The sequence below is a fragment of the Streptosporangium album genome, from assembly GCF_014203795.1.
GTDB lineage: Bacteria > Actinomycetota > Actinomycetes > Streptosporangiales > Streptosporangiaceae > Streptosporangium > Streptosporangium album.
Window position 1 is genome coordinate 1358766 of record NZ_JACHJU010000001.1, and the last position, 22514, is coordinate 1381279.

Annotated in this window: 24 protein-coding genes, 3 tRNA genes and 1 riboswitch; of the genes, 16 read left to right on the top strand and 11 right to left on the bottom strand. The window is 69.5% G+C overall.

Features of this window, described 5'->3' with window-relative positions; genetic code table 11:
- Positions 1–42 precede the first annotated feature (42 nt).
- From FHR32_RS06470 to FHR32_RS06485, 4 genes are all read right to left on the bottom strand, one after another.
- Positions 43–1008 carry a TlpA disulfide reductase family protein gene (locus tag FHR32_RS06470; protein ID WP_184753456.1) on the bottom strand — a complete coding sequence of 322 codons (966 nt, stop codon included), beginning with the start codon at positions 1006–1008 and terminating at the stop codon, positions 43–45.
- 136 nt (positions 1009–1144) lie between these two features.
- A tRNA-Glu gene (locus FHR32_RS06475) sits at positions 1145–1217 on the bottom strand.
- A 15-nt stretch (positions 1218–1232) separates the two neighbouring features.
- Positions 1233–1308 (bottom strand) — tRNA-Glu (locus FHR32_RS06480).
- Positions 1309–1369: 61 nt separating this feature from the next.
- Positions 1370–1441 (bottom strand) — tRNA-Gln (locus FHR32_RS06485).
- A gap of 174 nt (positions 1442–1615) precedes the next feature.
- On the opposite strand from FHR32_RS06485, the gene FHR32_RS06490 reads away from it, so the two are divergent.
- A complete protein-coding gene (locus tag FHR32_RS06490) occupies positions 1616–3592 on the top strand; it encodes a M3 family metallopeptidase (RefSeq protein WP_184753457.1) in 1977 nt (658 codons plus the stop codon).
- 67 nt (positions 3593–3659) lie between these two features.
- Here the strand turns inward: FHR32_RS06490 and gltX are convergent, their stop codons facing one another.
- A complete protein-coding gene (gene gltX, locus FHR32_RS06495) occupies positions 3660–4991 on the bottom strand; it encodes a glutamate--tRNA ligase (RefSeq protein ID WP_221465707.1) in 1332 nt (443 codons plus the stop codon).
- Between the two features lie 28 nt (positions 4992–5019).
- Complete coding sequence (locus tag FHR32_RS06500; protein ID WP_184753459.1) at positions 5020–5796, bottom strand: fumarylacetoacetate hydrolase family protein; 777 nt, start codon at positions 5794–5796, stop codon at positions 5020–5022.
- Positions 5797–6102: 306 nt separating this feature from the next.
- On the opposite strand from FHR32_RS06500, the gene FHR32_RS06505 reads away from it, so the two are divergent.
- Genes FHR32_RS06505 through FHR32_RS06535 form a run of 7 tightly spaced genes read left to right on the top strand, consistent with a single transcriptional unit; the run spans position 6103 to position 9230 of the window.
- Positions 6103–6609 (top strand): Asp23/Gls24 family envelope stress response protein, encoded by a 507-nt coding sequence (locus tag FHR32_RS06505; RefSeq protein WP_184753460.1) that lies wholly within the window; start codon positions 6103–6105, stop codon positions 6607–6609.
- Positions 6606–6872 carry an Asp23/Gls24 family envelope stress response protein gene (locus FHR32_RS06510; RefSeq protein ID WP_184753461.1) on the top strand — a complete coding sequence of 89 codons (267 nt, stop codon included), beginning with the start codon at positions 6606–6608 and terminating at the stop codon, positions 6870–6872. Before FHR32_RS06505 ends, FHR32_RS06510 begins: the two co-directional genes overlap by 4 nt.
- Entirely contained in the window at positions 6869–7057 is a 189-nt protein-coding gene (locus FHR32_RS06515) for a hypothetical protein (RefSeq protein ID WP_184753462.1), read from the top strand. Before FHR32_RS06510 ends, FHR32_RS06515 begins: the two co-directional genes overlap by 4 nt.
- Positions 7054–7527, top strand: a complete 474-nt coding sequence (locus FHR32_RS06520) for an Asp23/Gls24 family envelope stress response protein (protein ID WP_184753463.1) — start codon at positions 7054–7056, stop codon at positions 7525–7527. Before FHR32_RS06515 ends, FHR32_RS06520 begins: the two co-directional genes overlap by 4 nt.
- Positions 7524–8204: a DUF6286 domain-containing protein gene (locus tag FHR32_RS06525; RefSeq protein WP_184753464.1), complete on the top strand. Its 681-nt coding sequence runs from the start codon at positions 7524–7526 to the stop codon at positions 8202–8204. The genes FHR32_RS06520 and FHR32_RS06525 overlap by 4 nt, the downstream gene beginning before the upstream one ends.
- 5 nt (positions 8205–8209) lie before the next feature.
- Positions 8210–8794 (top strand): hypothetical protein, encoded by a 585-nt coding sequence (locus tag FHR32_RS06530; protein ID WP_184753465.1) that lies wholly within the window; start codon positions 8210–8212, stop codon positions 8792–8794.
- A 52-nt stretch (positions 8795–8846) separates the two neighbouring features.
- Positions 8847–9230, top strand: a complete 384-nt coding sequence (locus FHR32_RS06535; RefSeq protein ID WP_312882073.1) for an antibiotic biosynthesis monooxygenase family protein — start codon at positions 8847–8849, stop codon at positions 9228–9230.
- Between the two features lie 67 nt (positions 9231–9297).
- Here the strand turns inward: FHR32_RS06535 and FHR32_RS06540 are convergent, their stop codons facing one another.
- Positions 9298–9537, bottom strand: coding sequence for a hypothetical protein (locus tag FHR32_RS06540; RefSeq protein ID WP_184753466.1), 240 nt, complete (start codon positions 9535–9537; stop codon positions 9298–9300).
- Positions 9538–9662: 125 nt separating this feature from the next.
- On the opposite strand from FHR32_RS06540, the gene FHR32_RS06545 reads away from it, so the two are divergent.
- The gene (locus FHR32_RS06545; RefSeq protein ID WP_184753467.1) at positions 9663–11348 is read left to right on the top strand and encodes a heparinase II/III domain-containing protein; all 1686 of its coding nucleotides are present in this window, start codon (positions 9663–9665) and stop codon (positions 11346–11348) included.
- Positions 11349–11434: 86 nt separating this feature from the next.
- Here FHR32_RS06545 and cimA read toward each other — a convergent pair whose 3' ends face one another.
- The gene (gene cimA, locus FHR32_RS06550) at positions 11435–13012 is read right to left on the bottom strand and encodes a citramalate synthase (RefSeq protein WP_184753468.1); all 1578 of its coding nucleotides are present in this window, start codon (positions 13010–13012) and stop codon (positions 11435–11437) included.
- A 310-nt stretch (positions 13013–13322) separates the two neighbouring features.
- Here cimA and FHR32_RS06555 point away from each other — a divergent pair, with 310 nt between their 5' ends.
- Together FHR32_RS06555 and FHR32_RS06560 are read left to right on the top strand one after the other, a co-directional pair.
- Positions 13323–13976 carry an O-methyltransferase gene (locus FHR32_RS06555; protein WP_184753469.1) on the top strand — a complete coding sequence of 218 codons (654 nt, stop codon included), beginning with the start codon at positions 13323–13325 and terminating at the stop codon, positions 13974–13976.
- A 138-nt stretch (positions 13977–14114) separates the two neighbouring features.
- Entirely contained in the window at positions 14115–14558 is a 444-nt protein-coding gene (locus tag FHR32_RS06560) for a PDDEXK family nuclease (protein ID WP_184753470.1), read from the top strand.
- Positions 14559–14615: 57 nt separating this feature from the next.
- On the opposite strand, the gene FHR32_RS06565 is transcribed toward FHR32_RS06560, so the two are convergent.
- Positions 14616–15710, bottom strand: coding sequence for a branched-chain amino acid aminotransferase (locus FHR32_RS06565; protein WP_184753471.1), 1095 nt, complete (start codon positions 15708–15710; stop codon positions 14616–14618).
- A 172-nt stretch (positions 15711–15882) separates the two neighbouring features.
- A complete protein-coding gene (locus FHR32_RS06570) occupies positions 15883–16929 on the bottom strand; it encodes a 3-isopropylmalate dehydrogenase (RefSeq protein ID WP_184753472.1) in 1047 nt (348 codons plus the stop codon).
- Positions 16930–17071: 142 nt separating this feature from the next.
- A riboswitch (cyclic di-AMP (ydaO/yuaA leader) is annotated at positions 17072–17303 on the top strand.
- A 2-nt stretch (positions 17304–17305) separates the two neighbouring features.
- Here FHR32_RS06570 and FHR32_RS06575 point away from each other — a divergent pair.
- The 5 genes from FHR32_RS06575 (at position 17306) to FHR32_RS06595 (ending at position 21977) form a co-directional block, all read left to right on the top strand.
- On the top strand, positions 17306–17962 hold the full coding sequence (locus FHR32_RS06575) for a C40 family peptidase (protein ID WP_184753473.1): 657 nt from the start codon (positions 17306–17308) through the stop codon (positions 17960–17962).
- 211 nt (positions 17963–18173) lie between these two features.
- A complete protein-coding gene (locus FHR32_RS06580; protein WP_184756390.1) occupies positions 18174–19217 on the top strand; it encodes a sigma-70 family RNA polymerase sigma factor in 1044 nt (347 codons plus the stop codon).
- A 170-nt stretch (positions 19218–19387) separates the two neighbouring features.
- Entirely contained in the window at positions 19388–20521 is a 1134-nt protein-coding gene (locus FHR32_RS06585; RefSeq protein ID WP_184753474.1) for a serine hydrolase domain-containing protein, read from the top strand.
- 211 nt (positions 20522–20732) lie between these two features.
- On the top strand, positions 20733–21584 hold the full coding sequence (locus FHR32_RS06590) for a helix-turn-helix domain-containing protein (protein ID WP_184753475.1): 852 nt from the start codon (positions 20733–20735) through the stop codon (positions 21582–21584).
- Positions 21585–21710: 126 nt separating this feature from the next.
- Positions 21711–21977: a hypothetical protein gene (locus FHR32_RS06595; RefSeq protein ID WP_184753476.1), complete on the top strand. Its 267-nt coding sequence runs from the start codon at positions 21711–21713 to the stop codon at positions 21975–21977.
- A 129-nt stretch (positions 21978–22106) separates the two neighbouring features.
- Here FHR32_RS06595 and FHR32_RS45785 read toward each other — a convergent pair whose 3' ends face one another.
- Positions 22107–22229 carry a hypothetical protein gene (locus FHR32_RS45785; RefSeq protein ID WP_281390841.1) on the bottom strand — a complete coding sequence of 41 codons (123 nt, stop codon included), beginning with the start codon at positions 22227–22229 and terminating at the stop codon, positions 22107–22109.
- Between the last annotated feature and the right edge of the window lie 285 nt (positions 22230–22514).

Here is a 22514-nt window from a genome sequence, read left to right on the forward strand (position 1 = left end):
CGCACGGACCTTTCACCGCGCGGCCTCGGGACGGCGGACCGTTCACTCGGGGCCCTCGTGCCAGTCGGGCAGCGGCCGGTAGATGGCCACACCGCTGTTCTCCAGCTCCTCGCGGAGCGCGAAGTACTCCTCGCCGAACGGGTCCACGCCGTTGAGCGGCATGAGGCCGCGGCGGATGGCCAGATCGTGCGGGGCCAGGGCGGCGGCTTGGGAGAGGTGCCGCTCGGCGGCCTCCCCACGGCCGTCCCGCAGCAGCCACGCCGCCAGCCGGGCGTGCAACCGGGCCAGGCGCTCGTCGTCGGCGGGGGCGCGCAGTTCCCGGACGGTCGTTCCCGCGTCACCGTCGATCACCCATCGGCGCAGGGCGGCGGTGGCCCGCTCGGAGGACAGCCCGTTCATCGACCGGAAGGTGTCGGTGGCCGTCATCGTGTCCTGCGGCCGGGCGATCCGCCCCTCCTCGTCGATCCAGACGACGGTCGGCACGTTGATCACGTTGTAGAGCTCGGCGATCCTGCCGTCGGCGTCGATCACCGCGGGGTGCGTGACGTCGGCGAGCCACTCCTCGGCGTCCTGCGGGTTACGGTCGAGCGAGACGCTGACCACACTGAAGCCGTATCCCCTGAGCTCCAGGTGCAGGGCCTCCCACGCGGGCAGGTCGTAGCGGCAGCCGCACCAGGAGGCCCAGAAGACCAGGGCGATCTTGGTCCCGCGCAGGCCGGCGAGCGGGCCGAACTCCGGGGCGCGGCCGAGGGAGGGCTCGGCGGGCTCACCGATCGCCACCACGCCCTGGTCGAGGTCGGCCACCGCCTGCCTGCCGAGCAGCCCGGCGAAGCTCATCAGATCGACGCCGTCCTCGGACTCGGCGGCCGCGGCACGGAACGACGGGATGCAGGCGTCTCCTCTGCACCAGCCGTGCGACTTGCGCTCCCAGCCGAGGATCGGCGTCCCGTGGGGCACGACCAGTCCGTCGATCTTCTCCTCGCGCCCGCCGGCCAGCAGAGTAATCATCTTCAACCCCCATTGGATAGTGTCGGTTTCCAATTATTGGACAGTGACGCTATCCAATCAAGGGGTGAACTCGGAAATATGCTCTGGAAAAACAGAAAACCCCCGAAAGCATCTGCTTTCGAGGGTTTCACCGATGTAGCCCCGACCGGATTCGAACCGGCGCTACCGCCTTGAGAGGGCGGCGTCCTAGGCCACTAGACGACGGAGCCTTGCGAAGATGACAGTGGTAGTCCCGACCGGATTCGAACCGGCGTTACCGCCTTGAGAGGGCGGCGTCCTAGGCCACTAGACGACGGGACCATACACACTGTCGCCGGATCCGGGGGGACCGGATCCGCAACATCCCCCGAAGGAGATGCAGCTGGGGTACCAGGACTCGAACCTAGAACAACTGAACCAGAATCAGCCGTGTTGCCAATTACACCATACCCCACCGCGTTTGACCCCCTTGCGGGGTTCGCTGGCGACTCCGAAAGAATAGCCCAGGTTGGGGGCCAAGACCAAAACGATTGACGACCGCCCGGTCCCGGTGGTGCCGGAGTGCGGCCGAGGGTCCGTTATGTAACGCTGCTATCCGAGATCTATCCGCACGTGAGGAGCCCGTACCTTGGCTGAGAACCCCTTCTTCGCCCCCAGCACGCTGCCCTACGCGCTGCCGGACTTCGGCGCGATCCGGGAGGAGCACTACCTGCCCGCGTTCGAGCGGGGCATGGCCGACCAGCTGCGGGAGGTCGAGGCGATCGCCGGCGACCCCGCCCCGGCGACGTTCGCCAACACGGTCGAGGCCCTGGAGCGCTCGGGCCAGGTCCTGAAGCGGACCGCGACGGTCTTCTTCAGCATCGCCTCCTCCGACACCACCGACGGCATCCGGGAGATCGAGACCGAGATCTCCCCCAGGCTGACCAAGCACGACGACGCCATCCGGCTCAACCGCGCCCTCTACCAGCGGATCAAGCAGGTCACCACGGAGGACCCGGAGGAGGCGTGGCTGCTGGAGAAATACCGGGTGGACTTCGTCCGGGCCGGCGCCGACCTGTCCGAGGCCGAGCAGGAGCGGCTGAAGGGGCTCAACGAGGAGCTGACCAGGATCGCCACCGCCTTCCCGCAGAACCTGCTGACGGCCTCCACCGCCTCGGCTCTGGTCGTCGAGGACGTCAAGGAGCTCGACGGCCTCTCCGAGAGCGCGATCAAGGCGATCGAGAAGGACGGCACGTACACCCTGCCGCTGCTCAACTTCACCAACCAGCCCGCCCTCGCCGAGCTGACCGACAGGCAGACCCGCAAGAGGCTGTACGAGCTGTCGGTGAACCGGGCGCCGGAGAACTTCGACCTGGCCGTCAGGCTGGCGACGCTCCGCGCCGAACGGGCCGCCCTGCTCGGCTACCCCAACCACGCCGCCTACTCCGTCGCCGACCAGACGGCCAAGACCACCGAAGCGGTCGAGGAGATGCTCGGCAAGCTGGTGGGCCCGGCGACGGCCAACGCCCGCCGCGAGGCGGAGCTGCTGAGCGAGGAGGCCGGCTTCCCGATCGAGGCGTGGGACTGGTCTTTCTACGCGGAGAAGGTGCGCAAGGCCCGCTACGACTTCGACAGCTCCGAGCTACGCCCCTACTTCGAGCTGAACCGGGTGCTGCGCGACGGCGTCTTCCACGCGGCCGGCGAGCTGTACGGGATCACCTTCACCGACCGGGACGATCTGGCCGGTTACCACCCGGACGTGCGGGTCTTCGAGGTGTTCAACGCGGACGGCTCGGAGCTGGGCCTGTTCGTGTTCGACCCCTACGCCCGTCCCACCAAGCGCGGCGGCGCGTGGATGAACAACCTGGTGGACCAGTCGCACCTGTTCGGCGACCTGCCCGTGGTGATGAACAACCTCAACATCACCAAGCCCGCCGAGGGCCCGACGCTGCTGACCTTCGACGAGGTCAACACCGCTTTCCACGAGTTCGGCCACGCCCTGCACGGCCTGTTCTCCGACGTCCGCTTCCCCCGGGTCTCCGGGACCGAGGTGCCGCGCGACTTCGTGGAGTACCCCTCGCAGGTCAACGAGATGTGGGCCACCTGGCCGTCGGTGCTCGCCAACTTCGCCCGGCACCACGAGACCGGCGAGCCGGTCCCCGCGGAGCTTCTGGAGAAGATGAAGGCGGCCGAGAAGTTCAACCAGGGCTTCGCGACCGTGGAGTATCTCGCCGCGGCGCTGCTCGACTGGGCATGGCACAAGCTGGCCGCCGGGGAGAGGGTCGAGGACGCCGAGGCGTTCGAGGCCGCGGCCCTGGAGCGCGCCGGGATCGCCTCCGACCTGGTCCGCAGCCGTTACCGGACCAACTACTTCGCGCACATCTTCTCCGGCGGCGTGGGCCACTACAGCGCCGGCTACTACTCCTACATCTGGAGTGAGGTGCTGGACGCCGAGAGCGTCGAGTGGTTCAAGGAGAACGACGGCCTCAAGCGCGCCAACGGCGACCACTTCCGGTCCGCCCTGCTGTCGGTCGGCGGATCCAAGGACGTGATGGAGGCGTTCCGCGACTTCCGCGGCCGCGACCCGCGCATCGAGCCGCTCCTGGAGCGCCGCGGCCTGGCCTGACGGCCGTCATCGCGCGTACGGCCCGCCACCGGGCGGGCCGTACGGTCACGGGACCCCGGGTGCCGGTTCAGCCCTGGAGCCTGGCCAGGGCGGCGCGGATCCGCTCCATCGAGCGTTCCCGGCCGAGCACCTCGATCGACTCGAACAGCGGCAGGCCGACGGTCCTTCCGGTGACGGCCACGCGGACGGGGGCCTGGGCCTTGCCGAGCTTGAGGCCGTGCTCGGCCCCGACCTCCTCCAACGCCGTCTTGAGCGACTCGGGATCCATGTTCACCTTCTCCAGGCGGTCGAGGTAGCCGGTGAGGATCTCCACGGCGGAGGCCTTCATGGCCTTGTCCCACGACGCCTGGTCGAAGACGGGCTCGTCCAGGAAGAGGAAGTCCACGTTCGCGGTGATCTCCGACAGGACCGCGATGCGGGTCTGGGCCAGCTCGGCGACCCTGGCGAAGGTCTCCCGGTCCCAGTCGGGCTCCAGCCACGGCTCGCACCGGGCGACGAAGGTCGCGAGCGGCAGCGCCCGGATGTATTCGCCGTTGAACGCGCGGAGCTTCTTCTCGTCGAAGAAGGCGGGAGACGGGTTGACGTCCTCCAGCTTGAACAGCGGCACCATCTGCGACCAGGGCATGATCTCCCGGTCCTCGCCCGGCCCCCAGCCCAGCAGCATGAGGTAGTTGACCATCGCCTCGGCCAGGTAGCCCTCCTCGCGGTAGGACTCCAGCGCGACCTTGTCACGGCGCTTGGACAGCTTCTGGCGCTTCTCGTTGACGATGACCGGCACGTGCGCCCAGACCGGCGGGGTGACGCCGAGCGCCTCCCAGAGCAGCTGCTGCTTGGGCGTGTTGGACAGGTGCTCCTCCGCACGGACCACCTGGCCGATCCGCATCTCGATGTCGTCGACCACGTTGGCCAGCACGAACAGCGGGGAGCCGTCGGCGCGCGCGACGACGAAGTCCTCCATCGCGTTGTTGGGGAACTCGACCGTGCCGCGGACCAGGTCCTCGACCACGGTGACGCCCTCGTCGGGGGTGCGGAAGCGGACCGCGCCCTCGCCCAGGCCCCGGTCGCGGCAGAAGCCGTCGTAGCCCTGGTGCTCGGAGCCGGTCCGGGCCTTCACGTCGTCACGGGTGCAGGTGCAGAAGTAGGCGCGGCCGCCGGTGACCAGCTTGGCCACCGCCTCACGGTGCTGCTTCTCGTAGGAGGACTGGAAGTAGGGGCCCTCGAAGAACGGGCTGTCGCCGTGGATGCCGATCCAGGCGAGCGCCGAGATGATGCCCTCGGTCCACTCGGGACGGTTGCGCGCGGCGTCGGTGTCCTCGATGCGGAGCACGAACGTGCCGCCGGACTGCTCGGCCAGCGCCCAGTTGAACAGCGCCGAACGGGCGCCGCCGACATGGAACATGCCGGTGGGGGACGGAGCGAAGCGAACCCTAGTCACGCGAGACCACCCGGTTGGTGAGAGTGCCGATTCCTTCGATGCCGACGCTGACCTCGTCGCCGATGTCCAGCGGGCCGACCCCTTCGGGCGTCCCGGTGAGGATGACGTCGCCGGGGATCAGGGTCATGACCGCGCTCACATGGGCGATCAGCGTCGGGATGTCGTACATGAGCTTGGAGGTGCGGGAACTCTGCTTGACCTCGCCGTTCACCGTCGTGGTGATGCCCAGGTCGCCCGGGTCGAGCTCGGTCTGGATCCACGGGCCGAGCGGGCAGAACGTGTCGAAGCCCTTGGCGCGGGTGAACTGCACGTCCTTCTTCTGCAGGTCGCGGGCCGTGACGTCGTTGGCGCAGGTGTAGCCGAAGATGACCTCGTGGGCCCGCTCCGCGGGGACCTCCCGGCAGAGCCTGCCGATGACCACGGCCAGCTCGCCCTCGAAGTCGACCTGCCGGGTCAGCCCGGTCGGGTAGGCGATGGCCTCCCCCGAACCGATCACCGAGGTGGACGGTTTCAGGAAGACCAGCGGCTCGTCGGGGACCTCACCGCCCATCTCGCGGGCGTGGTCGGCGTAGTTCTTGCCGATCGCGACGACCTTGCTGGGCAGCATGGGCGCGACCAGCCTGACCTGCGAGAGCGAGTAACGCTCACCGGTGAACTGGATCGGGCCGAACGGGTGCCCGGAGATCGTGGAGACGAACTCCTCGCCGGGTCCGCCCTCGACCACGCCGAATCCGACACCCTCGCCTGTGGAGAACCTCGCTATACGCACAGGACAAGGCTAGTCGCGCCCGGAGCGCCACCGGACCGCCACCCGGCGCCGGACCGGTGCGGCCGGCGGCGGGCCGGCGGTTGGGCCGGCGGCACCACCCGCCATCGGAAATACGTCGTATATCGCCACAAAAACTACCAAAACATATATAAATAACCCAAAAGTTAGCAATCGCATTAATCGCATACATACAGGGTTTCTCCAGGAAAAGGTATGTGCTGGTTGCTGTTCATATGGGGGGTATGACGCCTTATTAGGAAGTATTGGGGAAGCACACGATCTTCCCCCCGGGGGAAGGGAACCGACGTGACCGAAGCCAACACGGTGAACACGCCACCAAGGGGCGACGAGACATCGGTGCCGAGGGCTCGGCCCGGCACCGGCGGAGGCCAGGGGAGCCTGGTGACCTCCAAGGGGACCACGAGCATCGACGGCGGAGTCGTCGCGAAGATCGCCGGTCTGGCGGCGCGGGAGGTCTCCGGCGTCTACGACATGGGTGCCGGCACCGCACGGGCACTCGGCGCGGTCCGCGGCATGGTGGGCGGCGAGAAGAGCGCCATGCAGGGAGTGTCCGTCGAGGTGGGCGAGCGACAGGCGGCCGCCGACCTGGACCTGGTGGTCGAGTACGGAGTCGCCATCCCGGACGTCGCCGCCGCCGTGCGCCGCAACGTGATCATGGCCGTCGAGCGCATGACCGGGCTGGAGATGACCGAGGTCAACATCAAGGTCAACGACGTCCACATGCCCGGCCAGGAGAAAGAGGGCGACAAGGAGAGGGCCGAAGAGCTCGAACAGGGGCCGCGCGTCCAGTGAGCGAACTCGCGCACGAGATAGCCGTCGCCGTACGGCGATGTCCCGACGTCGCCGACCTGTCGGGCGGTCCGTTCGGGACCGTGGCGACCTACCTGCCCGGCGAGAGGGTGTCCGGCGTCGCCGTCCGTGACGGCGACGTGGAGATCTCCATCGTCGCCCAGCTGGGACGGCCACTGCCGGAGATCGCCGAAGAGGTGCGGACGGCGGTCGCCTCTCTGGTGGGTGACCGTCCGGTGAATGTACATATCGGAGGTATTCAATGAACCAGTTCCCCGTATGGAGCATGGCCGGCATGTTCGTCGGCATCATCCTGGGCCTCGCGGCGGCCTTCGGCGGTCTCGGCGCGTTCCTCCTGGTGCTCGTCCTGGGCGCCGTCGGACTCCTCATCGGCCGCATCGTCGACAGTGGCGAGGTCGACCTGTCCAAGCTGGGCATGAGGCGGCAATGACCACCCCGGTCGAGCACCACGCCGCGCCTTCCGGGACATCCGCGGACGCACACGGCCTCCCCGCCCAGCGGACGGAGGGCGGCTCAACCGCAGAGGCGACGCGCCCGGCCCAGCCCGCCCTGCCGGTACGGCCCGCCGTACCGGCCGAGCAGCGGGGGAGGACGGACATCCCGGAGCGGGTGGTGTCACGCATCGCGGCCCGCGCGGCCGGAGAGGTGGCCGGGGTGCGGGAGGTCCGCGATCGGTGGCCGCTGTCCTTCGGCGGGCGCACCCGCGCCGCCGTGGACGGGGAGCTCACGACGCTGAGCCTGGACGTGTCGGTGGAGTATCCCACCCCGCTCCTGCAGGTCACCGAGGCGGTCCGGAGGCACGTCGCCGACCGGGTCCACGTGCTCACCGGCCTGCACATCGGTCATATCGACATCGACGTGACCGACGTGGTGCCACCCCGGGGAGAGGACCGCGGATGACGGTCCCCGCCTCCCCTCCGCCCACTCCGGCCTCCGGCGCGCACCTCGCACCGGACAGCACGACCGCACCCGGCGCGGAGATCGCGGAACGGCCCTCGCCCCTGCCCGCCGGAGTTCCCAGGAACCGGGCGGCGGACAGGGCGGCGAACAGGGCCTTCCGCCCGCGCCGGGTGGTCCCCGCTGTGATCACAGCCGCCCTGATGACCCTGCTCGGCATCCTGGTCGCGGTGGAGACGATCTCCGCCCTGCTGGGCAGACCGGTGCGCTGGATACCGTACGACCGGTTGCTGGGCTGGGCGTCCTCGACGACGTGGAACAGCCCGCAGGTGATGCTGGGCGGGAGCGTGCTCACCGCCCTGGGCCTGCTCCTGGTGCTGCTCGCGCTCGTTCCGGGGCAGCCCCGGCTCATCCCGGCCAGGACCGGCGACCCCGACCTGATCATCGGTATGCAACGCCGGGGCTTCACCCGCTCCCTGGCGCACGCCGCCCGGCAGGTGCAGGGGATCGACCGCGCCCGGGTGAGACTGCACGGCAGGACCGCGCAGGTGACGGCGGACAGTTCCCTGCGGGACACCACCGGGCTGGCCGAGGCCGTCCGGCAGGCCGTCACCGACCGGATCACCGCACTCGCTCCGGTCGACGACCATCCCGTGCGCGTGAACCTGCGAGGAAAGTGATCGCCATGGACAGGAAGACCCCGAGGGGCAACCGGCTGGGGCTGCTGATCGTGGGGCTGCTGCTGACGGTCCTCGGCTGCCTCACCATCGCCCGCGGCATGGGGGCGCTCTCACGGATCTGGGGGCCGGCCGGGCAGCCGCTCGTCAACGGTCCGGTGCGCGAGGCGTTCACCCGCTCCCCAGCGCTGTGGTGGGCGGTCGCCGGTGCCGGGATCGTGCTGGCCCTGCTCGGCCTGCGCTGGCTGCTGGTCCAGGGGCGACACTCCAAGCTGGGCGGCATGCGCCTGGCGAGCGGGCCCGGCGGGGTCACCGACGTCCGTACCGGCGGCGTGGCCGCCGCGATGGCCGCCGACGTCAGCGCGCACCCCGCGATCCTCGGCGCCAGCGCCGCGATGGTCGGGACGGACGCGCATCCGGCGGTACGGCTGCACGTGGTGGCCGACGAGACCCTCCCCATGGAGGCGATCCGCGAGCAGCTGGACGGGGTGGCCATCCCGCGCATGCGCCGGGCGCTGGAGACCGAGCACATCCCGGCCGTCGCCCAGGTGAGCCTGGAGGAACCGCCACGACATCGCAGGACCGTCGTCTGACGGAGCGTCGACCGTAGAGTGGTCGGCGGAACCAACACTTCGAGGAGACGATGTGCCTTCGGTCGTGAAGATAAATGTGCTGACGGTGTCGGCGGAGATGCGCCAGGAGCTGGAGCGCCGGTTCTCCGGGCGCGCCGGGATCGTGGAGTCGGCGGACGGGTTCGAGTGGTTCGAGCTGCTCCGCCCGGTGGACGGCACCGACCGATACCTGGTCTACACCCGCTGGCGGTCCGAGGAGGACTTCAAGCGCTGGACCGACAGCCAGGCCTTCCAGAAGGGCCACGCCCAGGCCGGCGGGCAGGCGGAGCACGGGCACGGTCACGGCCAGGCCTCCCCCGGGCAGGGGCACGGTCACGGCCAGGGGCCCGCTGCCGGCGGCGCCGAACTCTGGTCGTTCGAGGTCGTCCAGAGCACCGGCCCCGCGTCCACGTCCTGACCGTCGTCGACGGCCACAAGCATGGAGGGCAAGGCCGCACCCACCCCGTCTCCGGCCTTGTCCCCTCTCAGCGGTCCAGCGCGTTCGCCTCGATGCGGCCGGCGAGGCCGTTGCGGACGAACGTCGCGGCCAGGCTGTCCGGCTTACGCCCCGCCTGGTCCCTGAAGCACGCGATGAGCTCCTCGCCGAGCCCCAGCCGGGGGTTGCGCTCCAGCACCTCGGCCCGGAGCCGGGCGGGGAAGTCCTCCGGCCGCCGGCCGCGAGACCTTCGGCGGACCCGCCACGGCGGGCGGACGCGTCGAATCATGGTTAAACGCCGGGCGCGCATCTAGTTGCTAACGATGTGCTGAAAGAGGTCCGTCCAGCTTGACCGGTTTGATCGGATTCGGACAGCATGATCCGCCCTCTTCGTTCAGCCCGGAAGGAACTGGCGTGCGCCGCCGCACCGAAGCACTCATCCTCTCGCTCATTCTCCTCGTGACCTGCGGCGCGGCGACCGGCACGGCGGAGGCCGCGGCACGGGTCAAACGCACGGCCGAGTGTCAGGGCGACTGGTTACCGGCGACCCCGACGTCTCCGGACATCATGAACGGCGAGCTGGAGTTCCTGGGCCTCTCCCCGGTGAAGGTGGGCAAGGACGTCAACTGGCGTACCGACCCCTACCACAACCGCTCGTGGAGCATGGTGTTCCACTCCCTGCGCTGGATGGGCCGCCTGGTCGCCGACTACGAGACCACCGGGGAGGCGGCCTACCTGACCCGTGCCACCGAGATCGCCAAGGACTGGGTGACGGACAACCCCCGGCGCGGGGGCCCCAAGGCCAGCTCCTACGCCTGGCAGGAGCACCCGATCGCGCTGCGCGCCCCCGCCCTGGTCTGCCTCAGCAAGCACGTCAACGCGTCCTGGCTGTCCAGGAGCCTGGCCGAGCACGCCACGATGCTGTCCAACCCGAACCTGTACGAGAAGGGCCACAACCACGGCATCGACCAGGACATCGCGCTGCTCGGCATCGGCTGCCGGTACGGCAACAGCACGTGGTCCGGTCTCGCCGTCAAGCGGCTGACCGAGACGGTGAAACTCGACGTCGACTCCCAGGGTGTGCTCCGTGAGCAGGCCCCGCGCTATGCGATCTACGTGCACGAGCGGCTCAAGGTCGCGATCGACCGGATCGAGGAGTGCGGCCGGAAGGTGCCCGGCGAGATCACCCGGCGCTGGGAGTCGCTGGAGGACTTCATCTCCCACTCCACCCAGCCCAACGGCTTCATGGTCCCGATCGGGGACGGCGGCGCGGATGTGCGGCCGGTCGGCTACGATCACCCGAAGCAGACCGTGCGGGTGTTCGGCAACGGCTACGTCTACGGGCGCACCGCCTGGGACAAGCCCGAGTCGGCGTTCTACTCCATCCGCTTCGGTCCCGGCCTGAAGTACCACGGCCACGAGGACCACCTCGGCGTGACCTACTACGCCCAGGGCCGCGACGTCCTGGTCGACGTGGGCTTCCACTCCTACGAGAACACCGGCTACCGCCGCTGGACGATGTCCACCGAGGCGCACAACACGCCCTCCGTCGCCGGCGCCGCGTTCCGGGGCGGCACGGCCACCACGCTGAGCAGGTCCTCGATCAAGGACGACCGGCAGAGCTACCGGCTGACCGACAGGGCCTACGGCGTGCCCAGGACCCGCTCGGTGCTGGTCAACCACGGGCAGGACGTGATGGCCGTGCTGGACACGGTCCCCAAGGGTTCCAAGGTCGGCAACCTCTGGCACCTCGCCCCCGAACTGTCGGTCGTGTCCGACAGCGCCGGCCGGGTCGTGGTCAAGGACAAGACCGGCTGGAAGGCGACGCTGGTCCAGGTGTCGATGCCCTCCTGCAAGCCCGTCAGCGGGCTGAAGGTGGTCCGTGGCCGGTCGGCTCCCTACCAGGGCTGGGTCTCCCCCGCCTACCTGAAGAAGCAGCCCGCCCCCACGGTCGTCTCCCCCGCCTCCGCGGGCCCGCTGCTCACCATCGTGGTGCCCGGCACCGACAAGCCCTCGGTCTCCTGTTCCGGCGGCAAGGTGAACCTGGAGACCTCCACCGGCCCGGTCGGCTTCCGGGTCGGCGGCGCGGACCTCTCCTGACCCCTCCCTGACGGTTCGAGCGGGGTACGGCCCGGCCTTCAGGAGCCTCGCGGCGTACGGCCGGGCCGTATGCCGCGAGGACCGGATCAGCCCGCGGGGTGGCCCGCCTTGAGCAGGCCGTAGGTGACGGCCTGCTCAAGGGCCTGCCAGGAGGCCTCGATGATGTTCTCGTCGACGCCGACGGTGGCCCACTCGCCGGTCGCGTCGCTGGAGGTGAGGAGCACCCGGGTGACCGCGTCGGTGCCGTGGGCGCCCTCCAGGATCCGCACCTTGAAGTCGATCAGCTCGACCTCCGCGAGCTCGGGGTAGAGCTTCTCCAGTCCCAGCCGGACGGCCCTGTCCAGGGCGTTGACCGGGCCGTTTCCCTCGCCGGTGGCCACGATGCGCTCGCCCTTGGCGTGCAGCTTGACGGTGGCCTCGCTGACCAGCTCGCCGTCGCGGGTGCGCTCGACGATCACCCGCCAGGACTCCACCTCGAAGTGGCGCCGGCGCTCGCCCGCAACGGTGTCGCGCAGCAGCAGTTCGAAGGAGGCGTCGGCCGCCTCGAAGGTGTGGCCCCGGGACTCCAGGTCCTTGACCCTGTCCACCAGCTCGCGCGACATCTCCGAAGACAGCTCGTAGCCCAGCTCGCGGCCCTTGAGCTCGACGGAGGCGCGGCCGGCCATGTCGGAGACGAGCATGCGCATGTCGTTGCCGACCTCGGCCGGGTCGATGTGCTGGTAGAGGTTGGGATCCACCTTGATGGCACTGGCGTGCAGCCCCGCCTTGTGCGCGAAGGCGGAGACGCCCACGTAGGGGGCGTGGGAGTTCGGGGTGACGTTGGTGACCTCGGTGATCGCGTGCGCGATCCGGGTCATGTCGGCCAGCGCCTCCCGCGGGACGAGGTCGAAGCCCCGCTTGAGCTGGAGGTTGGCCACGACGGTGAACAGGTTGGCGTTGCCGGACCGCTCGCCGTACCCGTTGGCGCAGCCCTGCACGTGGGTGGCGCCCGCCTTGACCGCGGCCAGGGTGTTGGCCACCGCGCAGCCGGTGTCGTCGTGGCAGTGGATGCCGACCCGGGCGGAGGTCTGCACGGCCGCGTGGACGACCTCGGCCAGCTCGTCGGGGAGCATGCCGCCGTTGGTGTCGCACAGGGCGATGACCGAGGCGCCCGCTTCGGCGGCGGTGCGCAGGACCTCCAGCGCGTAGGCTGGATTGGACGTGTAGCCGTCGAAGAAGTGCTCGGCGTCGAGGAAGACCCGCTGTCCCTCCGCGCGGAGGTGGGAGACCGTGTCGCGGATCATCGCGAGGTTCTCCCGGAGAGTCGTGCGGAGGGCCAGCTCCACGTGCCGGTCGTGGCTCTTGGCGACAAGGGTCACGACCGGCGCGCCGGATTCGCGCAGGGCGGCCACCAACGGGTCGTCGGCTGCCTTCACTCCGGCTCGGCGGGTCGCGCCGAACGCGGCGAGCTGCGCATGCTTCAGGTCGAGCTCTGTTTGAGCCCGTCTGAAGAACTCGGTGTCCTTCGGATTGGCGCCGGGCCAGCCACCCTCGATGAAACCGACGCCGAGGCCGTCCAGGTGGCGTGCGACGGCCAGCTTGTCCGCCACCGTGAGGTTGAGGCCCTCCTGCTGGGCACCGTCACGCAGCGTGGTGTCGTACACGTGGAAGCGGTCGTCGGCCATGTCAGTCTCCTTCGCGGGTTCGATGATTCGCCGCGCGCTCATCCGGCTCTGAGAAACAAAAAAACCCCTCACGGACGTGAGAGGTCTGCGCGCTGGCGGTGTCCCTTTTCAGCCAGCGCGCCTGCCGATAATGAGCAGACCGTAGAACATGATGCTTCGGAGTCTGCCACACGCAGACAGCATTTGACACATCGATCTCAGGATCCGAGATGTACGGCCCGCCGGCACGACGGCGGGCCGCCCCTCCCGGCCGCCGACACGGGGGCGGATTCCCGCCCCGGGCCGGCGATCGGCGAGGAGAATGGCGGGCATGAAGGCGACTTATCTCGACCCGGCCATCGGGCAGTACCTCATCGCACACACCACCCCGCCCGACAACGTCCTCGACGCGCTCGCCCTGGAGACCCGCGAGGCCACCGGCGAGAGCGCGGGCATGCAGATCTCCCCCGACCAGGGGCGGTTCCTGACCATGATCACCCAGCTCGGCCGCGCGAGGAACGTGGTGGAGGTGGGCACCTTCACCGGCTACTCCTCCATCTGCATCGCCCGGGGACTGGCCCCCGGCGGCAGGCTGAGCTGCTTCGACGTCAGCGAGGAGTGGACGGCGATCGCCCGGCGCTACTGGGAGAAGGCGGGGGTCGCCGACCGCATCGAGTTGCGGGTCGGCCCCGCCGCCGAACGCCTGAAGGAACTCCCTCCCGAGCAGACCGTGGACCTGGCGTTCATCGACGCCGACAAGATCGGCTATCCCGTCTACTACGAGGCCTTGCTGCCCCGCCTCGCCCCGGGCGGCCTGATCCTCGTCGACAACACCCTGTGGAGCGGGCGCGTCGCCGACCCCACCGCCGGCGACGACAGCACCCGGGCCATCCGCGAGTTCAACGACATGGTCATGGCCGACGGCCGGGTGACCTCACTGATCCTGCCCATCGCCGACGGGCTCACCATGATTCGAAAGCACTGACGAGAACTTCCCCGAACGCCGGGCGGGCGGGAATCTTTACGATTACTTTTAGTTGCGTGTCAAACACGTTGCGCCCACCCGCCTGGAGGGGATGACGGAGCCATGCCCAAGACTCTGCACCGTCGCGAGGCGAAGCACATGTCAGATCGAGAAGAACTCGACCAGCGCTACCAGGACGAGTGTGACCGGTGGCCGGGCCGCAAGGTCGAGATCATCAACGGTCGGATCGTGGTGAGAGAGTCGGCCACCTTCGACCACGCCAAGGTCATCTACTGGCTCCTCCTCCAACTCATCCCCTCGATGACGGAACGGGAGTGGCTGCCGGTATGGGATCTCAAACTCTTCCTCGGCGTCCAGAAAGACCGCTACAAACCCGACCACGTCGTCAAGCCGAGAAACTGCGCCGCAGCGGATGTTCCGTTGTATCTGGTGATCGACGCGTTCAAGAACCAGGTGAGATTGCTCAGCAGACCGAGCGAGACCGGCTACGCCCACGAGACCCTCGTGAAACTCGGTGACCCCCTCGATCTCCCGGCACCGTGGAATCTCACGATCGACACCGGCAAGCTGATCGAGGAGTAGGCCGTACGCACAGGGAGGCCCGGCCGGGTGGGAGGCCGGGCTTCCCTCATGTGCGGGTCAGCAGATCTTGTGGACCCAGCTGTGCGCGTCGGGGCGGGAACCATACTGGATGCCGACCAGCTCCTCGCGGATCCGGGCGGTGACGGGGCCCTGGCTGCCGTCGCCGACCGTCCAGGCGCGGTCGGCGCCCTTGACCGAGCCGACGGGGGTCACGACCGCCGCCGTGCCGCAGGCGAAGACCTCGGTGAGCTCGCCGGACTCGCAGCCCGCCTGCCACTCCTCGATCGACAGGCGTCCCTCCTCGGCGGTCAGGCCCAGGTCGGAGGCGAGGGTGAGGATCGAGTCGCGGGTGATGCCGGGCAGGAGCGTGCCGGTGAGGGCCGGGGTGAGCAGGCGGTCGCCGTAGACGAAGAACAGGTTCATCCCGCCCATCTCCTCGACGTAGCGGTGCTCGCCCGCGTCGAGCCAGACCACCTGGTCGCAGCCCTGCTCGACGGCCTGGCGCTGGGCCACGAAGGCGGCCGCGTAGTTGCCGCCGCACTTGGCGAAGCCGGTGCCACCGGGCGCGGCCCGGGTGTATTCGGTGGACAGCCAGACCGAGACGGCGTTGCCCCCTCCGAAGTAGGCGGCCGCCGGGGAGGCGATCACCATGTAGCGGTAGTTCCTGGAGGGGTAGTTGACCCCCAGCGCGGGCTGCGTAGCGATCATGAAGGGGCGGAGATAGAGGCTGTGGCCCGGGGTGGTGGGGACCCACTCGCGATCGGTCTGGACGAGGAGCTCCAGCGACTCGACGAACGTCTCCTCAGGCAGCTCCGGCATGGCCATCCGCGCCGCCGACAGGTTGAAGCGGGCGGCGTTGGCGTACGGCCGGAAGGACGCGATCGCGCCGCTCTCCTGGCGGTAGGCCTTCAGACCCTCGAAGAACTCCTGGGCGTAGTGGAAGACCGCGGTCGCCGGGTCCAGGGTCAGCGGGCCGTACGGCATGAGCCGTGCGTCGCGCCAGCCCTCACCTTCGGTGTAGTCGATCGAGATCATGTGATCGGTGAAGGTCTGCCCGAATCCGGGGCTCGCCAATACCTGCTCGCGCTCGGCTGCGGTGCGCGCGTGGTCGGAGAGCTGCACGTCGAAGCTGAGCTTCTGAGCGGTGGTCATGACGGAGATCCTTCTCTTTGTGGCGGTCTGCCCTTGGGTCCATTCTGCAATGGACCGGGTAACGGGAAACTACTGCATTGATGTCGCATACCGGCAGTGCCGGGACAGACGAAGACGCGCCTGGCGGCTCGTGAGCCGCCAGGCGCGTCTGAGGTGAAAGAAGGCGGCTCTCTCAGCCGGCTACTCGGGCGGTGATGTCGTCGCCGATCTCGTGGGTGGTCCGCCCGGCCCAGCCGGCCAGCCGCTCGACCAGGTCCTCGGCCACCGCCTGCTCGACCCGGGCGGCCTCGCCGGACAGACCGAGGTGGTCCAGGAGCATGGCGACGGACAGGATGGTCGCGGTCGGGTCGGCCTTGCCCTGGCCCGCGATGTCGGGGGCGCTGCCGTGGACGGGCTCGAACATGCTCGGCGCGGTGCGGTCGGGGTTGACGTTGCCGCTGGCCGCCAGGCCGATGCCCCCGGCGATGGCGGCGCCGATGTCGGTGAGGATGTCGCCGAACAGGTTGTCGGTGACGATCACGTCGAACCGCTCCGGCTGGCTGACGAAGAACATCGAGGCCGCGTCGACGTGGCAGTAGTCGGTCTCGACGTCGGGATACTCCAGGCTGACCCGGTCGAATGTGCGGGCCCAGAGGTCACCGGCGTAGGCGAGCACGTTGGTCTTGTGGACCAGCGTCAGCTTCCTGCGCGTCCTGCCGAGCGCCTTGTCGAAGGCGTAGCGGACGACCCGCTCGACGCCGAACGCGGTGTTCACCGACTCCTGGGTGGCGATCTCGTGCGGCGTGCCCCGGCGCAGCACGCCGCCGGCCCCGGCATACGGTCCCTCGGTGCCCTCGCGGACGACGATCATGTCGACGTCCTCGGGGCGGGCCTTGCCCAGCGGGGACTCGACCCCGGGGAAGAGCTTGACCGGGCGGAGATTGACGTAGTGGTCGAGCTCGAAGCGGATCTTGAGCAGCAGGTCGCGCTCCAGGATGCCGGGGGGCACGCTGGGGTCGCCGATCGCGCCGAGCAGGATCGCGTCGTATCCCCGCAGCTCGTCCAGGACCGTCTCGGAAAGGATCTCACCGGTCTTGTGGTAGCGCTTGGCGCCAAGATCGTAAGTGGTGGTCTCCACCTTCGCGCCGACCGCTTCGAGGACCTTCAGACCCTCGGTGACGACCTCGACTCCGATCCCGTCTCCGGGGATGACTGCCAGGCGAATGTTACGCGCGTCCATGCAGGCACCTTACCGGCCCGTCTCGGTAATCGAACACTGATCTCACCCATCGGACGTTTCGCACCCCTGGACACCCCTGATCGTTTTGTCCAGTTTTGTGCAGTCTTGACCCTTTCGTGAAGTTTCGTTATGGTCCTCTGCATTCGAACCGATGCCTAATCCGTGCAGGCCGTTCCCCCTTTTCGGCCTGAGCGGAGCCGGGGAACCACTTCCGGGATCCACGGCCGTCCAGGACGTTTCGCTCCGTCAGTCGGAGCCATGTCCCGGGCCGCCTGCACGGGATCCCTTGGGGCGAATCAGCGCTTCTCGCGCCGTAGGGCGGCCTCCACGCCCGAGCCCGACAGCTAACCCGGCCGGCCTTATGGAAGGAACCATCTTGTCCGGCAAGATCTATCCCCGCGTCCTGCCCCTGCTCGTCGCCGGCGCCGCCGTGCTCGCGACCCCCTCCCTCGCCCTGGCGGACACCCCCACCCCCTCTCCCACCCCCACTCCCCCCGCCGCCGAAGCCCCGGCTCCCACCTCCCCCACGCCCGCCGCCGAGGTCCCGACGCTCACCGGCCCCAAGCTGAAGGCGGCCCTCGCCGCCAAGGCTCCGGTACCCGCCTGGAAGAAGGCCGTGAAGTGGGCCATGTCCAAGCGCGGCACGCCGTACGTCTGGGGCGGCACCGGCAACGGCGGCTTCGACTGCTCCGGCCTGATGCTCCGCGCCTACGGTGCCGCCGGGATCAAGCTGCCCCGCGTGACCTACGACCAGTACGCGGAGTTCCACAAGAAGGTCGCCTGGAAGGACCTCAGGCCCGGTGACCTGATCTTCTTCCACGGCCTCGGCCATGTCGGCATGATCAGCAGGCCCGGCTACATGGTCCACGCCCCGCAGACCGGGGACGTGGTCAAGGAGGAGAAGCTCACCTCCTGGCGCCGCAGCAGCTTCGCCGGCGCCGTCCGCCCCGACCGCAAGGGTGTCAAGCTCTCCATCGAGCAGGCCAAGCTCGCCGCCGCCCCCGCTCCCACGATGCTCCAGGCCACCTCCTGAGCAGCTGAGGTGCCGCGGGCCGGCCCGGCCCGCGGCACCTGCCCCGGCCCTGGCGCCGGCGCCAGGGTGTCCTGGCGTCTCATCCCCCTCTCGTCGGGCCCTTCTCCCCGGGACGCGCTGTCGGCCGGTCGCGATAGCTTTTCCGCCTGTCCACGGTCGCGACGGCCGCCGGCCACGGCGGGCGGACCGGCACACGAGGGGAAGGGTGATCATGGTCAGTGCGGAGACCCCACCGATCAGGGGCGAGGAGGACTCGCTCGCGGCCACGGCGCGGACGGCCGATGAGTCGTCGTTCACCGAACTCGTCGAACACCACCGGCATGAGCTGCGGGTGCACTGCTACCGGATGCTCGGCTCGTTCGAGGAGTCGGAGGATCTGGTGCAGGAGACGTTCCTGCGCGCGTGGCGCGGACGGGAGGGCTTTCAGGGCCGATCCACGTTCCGCGCGTGGCTGTACCGGATCGCGACGAACGCCTGTCTCGACTTCCTCGACCGCTTCCCCCGCCACCCGCGACCGCGCCAGGAGCCGATGATGGCCGATCCGGCCATGGCCGTGCCCCCGGCCGAGGTCTCGTGGCTGCAGCCCTACCCCGACCGGCTGCTGGATCCGATCACCCCGGACGACGCAGGACCGGCCACCGCGCTGATCGCCAAGGAGACGATCGAGCTGGCGTTCCTGGCCGCCATCCAGCATCTGCCGCCCAGGCAGCGGGCGGTGCTGATCCTGCGCGACGTGCTCGGCTGGTCGGCACCGGAGACCGCGGCGCTGCTGGAGGTGAGCGTCGCCTCGGTCAAGAGCACGCTGCAGCGGGCCCGGCCGGTGATGAGGGAGCACCTGCCCCCGCGCCGGCTGGAGTGGGCGCCGTCGGCCGACCCCAGCGGTGCCGAACGCGCGCTGCTTCAGCGCTACATCGACGCCGTCGAGCAGGCCGATCCCTCCATCCTGGCCGCGCTGCTCCGCGAGGACGCCTGGCAGACGATGCCGCCGGCGCCGATCTGGCTGGCAGGGCGCGAGGCGATCGTCGCGGCCTGGACACCCGCCATGATCGGTCCAGAGGCATGGGGCGACTGGCGGCTCCTGCCCACTTGGGCGAACCGGCAGCCTGCGGCCGCGGCCTACCTCCGGCGGCCGGGAGAGCCCGCCTACCTGCCTTCCTGGCTCGCGGTTCTGCGGGTCGAGGGCGACCTGGTGGCGGAGATCACGACCTACGGTCACGGGCTGTTCCCGGCGTTCGGCCTGCCGCCCGCGCTGTGACGGACGGCGGCGATTCCTTTCCCGCGGCTCCGCCGTCTCAATGGTGAGCACCTGACGGGCTGCGACGGCGCGACGGACACGTCCGGCGCTCCCGCGGCCCGGTGCTCCGACCATCGAGGAGCCGTCCGGGCCGCGCCGCCCGGCGATCCGCCTTCGGGAAGGAAACCCCTGTGAGCGATCTGCAGAAGCACGTCCAGGAAGCCGTTGACCAGCTGGTCGAGTCCGGAGCCGAGAGGGGCGTGCAGGTCGCCGTGTACCGGCACGGTGAGCTGGCCGTCGACGCCGTGGCGGGCGTGGCCGACCCGGGGACCGGGCGTCCGGTCACCTCCGGCACCCCGTTCTACAGCACCTCGACCGGCAAGGGGGTGACCGCGACCGTGGTGCACGTGCTCGCCGAGCGCGGCGCCCTGAGCTACGACACCCCGATCGCCGAGCTGTGGCCGGAGTTCGGCGCCCACGGCAAGGAGGCCGCGACCGTGCGGCACGCCCTGACCCACTCGACCGGCGTGCCGGGCCTGCCCGTCGACGTCACGCCGGAGGACTTCCGCGACTGGGACCGGATGTGCGCGCTGATCGCCGACGCCGCCCCCTGGTGGGAGCCGGGCACCAGAACCGGCTACCACGCGCAGACGTTCGGGTGGATCATCGGTGAGATCGTCCGCCGGGCCACCGGCAGGCCCATCTCGCAGATCCTCCGCGAGGAGGTGGCCGGCCCCCTGGGGGTCGCCGACGAGCTCTTCTTCGGCGTCCCGGAATCCGAACTGGGCAGACTGGCCCGGCTGGAGGACGCGCCGAGCGACGTCGAGATGTCCCCCGAGATGCTCGCGGAGATCCCCTTCTTCAGGGTCGTCCACGGTTACACGGCTGGTCCCCTGGCGGTGCTTCCCGACGCGGCCTTCGGCAACCGGGCGGACATGCTCACCACCGACATCCCGGCGGGAGGCACCATGTCCGCCCGTGCCGTGGCCCGGATGTACGCCGCGCTGCTGGGCGAGGTGGACGGCGTGCGGCTGGTCTCCCCGGAACGGCTGCGCGAGATCACCGCCGTGGCGGTCACCGGTGTCGACGAGCTCTTCGGGGGCCCGGTCACCCGGGCGTTGGGATACGACGTCAGCCTCCCCTGGCCGACCGCGGAGCACTCTCCGGCCGGATTCGGGATGTCGGGCAGTGGCGGAACCGCCGCATACGCCGACACCGCGACCGGGACGACCTTCGCGCTGACCAAGAACATCTCCTCCGCCGGTGACTTCAGCACCGTCGAACGGATCGGCGGGATCGTCGCGGAGGCGGTCTCCGGCGGCTGACCGGCGGCGGCATGGCGCGGGCCCGGGTCCGCGCCATGCCGCCGGTCCCGTCATGGATGCGTCGCGGACCGTGGTGGAAAGGCCTCGGAGGCGGGTCGTTGCGTCACGCCGCCAGTCGATATGGCGCAATGATTCGCAACATACTGAGATATTTCACAACTTCGGGCGTACTGTCGCAGCCAACACCCTCCGACAGCGACGGAGTGGCTCGATGGCAACCTCCACACGCATCGACGAGGCAAAAGGCATCCTCGCGGCGCGCCTGCGCGCGCTCCGCTCGGACGCCGGCCTGACCGGGCGGGCACTGGCCGCGCGGACCGGCATGGACCACACGAAGATATCCAAGATCGAGAACGCCGTTCAGATGCCGAACCAGACCGACATCCGGGCGTGGTGCAAGGCGTGCAGCGCCGATGAGCAGGTGGTCGACCTGATCGCGGCGGCCCAGAACATCGACGCCATGTACACGGAGTGGCGACGTCTGGAGGAGACGGGACTCGGGCGCGTGCAGCGTTCGTTCCAGCCCCTGTACGAGAAGACCCGCCGGTTCCGCGTGTGGCAGCACTCCGCGATCCCCGGCCTGCTCCAGACCTCCGGGTACGCGCGGGGACATCTACGGACCGTCATCGACTTCCGGAACATCCCGGACGACATCGACGCCGCGGTGGCCGCGCGGCTACGGCAGCAGGGCGTGCTGCGCGACGGCACCAAGCGGTTCGCGTTCATCGTCGGTGAGCAGGCGCTCCGCACACCGCTGGTCGGGCCGGCGGAGATGGCCGCCCAGCTGGACCGGCTCACCGAACTGACGGACGGCGTCGCGAACCTGTCATTCGGCATCATTCCGGCAAGGGCGAAGCCGTCGATGATGCCGCCGGAGAACTTCTGGATCTACGATGCCGCCCGGGTGCGCGTCGACACGGTGCCCGGCCAGATCCAGCACAAGGCGCCTTCGGACGTCGCCGTATACGAGAAGGCGTTCGAGGCGCTGCACACCGTCGCGGTGTACGGCCAGGCCGCCCGCGAGGTGCTGCGGACCGTGACGGGCGAGTTTCGCGCAACATAACGCAACATCGTTGCTGCGGGCACACCGGCTATCTAACGTCGCTAGTGTGCCCTCGCTCCCCTTTTCCCTGACGGATCCGTCCCAGGACGGGATCACCCGAGACGGCCCACCGGATCCCGGTCCCCCATGACTGCCGGGTATGACACCGAGAAGATAGAAGCGGCCGCCAAGGTCCAGGCGGACGCGCCGGGCTGGCTTGTCATGTGGCGGCCGTGGCGGCGGTGCTTCACCGCGTTCGAATGCCGCGACCCGCGACGGGTCCGGATCGTCGAAGCCGGGACCGCCGACGAACTACGCGATCTCATGCAGCACGTCGAAGTCGAACTCTGGCAGACCCTGTCTCCGGCCGAGTCGCCCCCCACGTGCGACCTGCCGCTGAGGTCTGCCAGGTAACAGCCCTGTGGCCCCGGGGCGAGGACTCGTTCTCGGAGGGGTGCTTTTCAGGGAGAGGGGAGCCTCCCGGGGCCACAGGTGCCACCACCGTCCCGCCGGGTCACGGGCGGGAAGCCCCCCTCCTGAGGGTCATCGGGTGGGAACGCCCCCGTTGTCGCGGCGGTCCAGAGCGGTCTGGAGGGCGTCGGCGGCCTCGTCCTCGGTCTCTTCGGGACGGTTCCAGGGATACATGTCGTACATGGCGATTCTCATCTCGGTCGCATGCGAGCAGGGAGATGGCCCGGACTCCGGTCGGAGCCCGACCGGGCCTGGATGTCGCGGATCCGGGTCGCGGACCGGCGACGAGGCGCGGAACCGGCGAGCGCCGTAACACCGCGGCGGGCCGCCGGCCTGTCCTGTCAGACCCCGCCGCGGCAGGTAATGAGTACGAGAACCTGGCGCATTTCCCACCACGGTACCCGCTCACGGACATACGGTCTCGCCCACCGTACGTATTTCTCACATGCTGAGATGCCGTACGGCTGCCGCCCCAGCCTG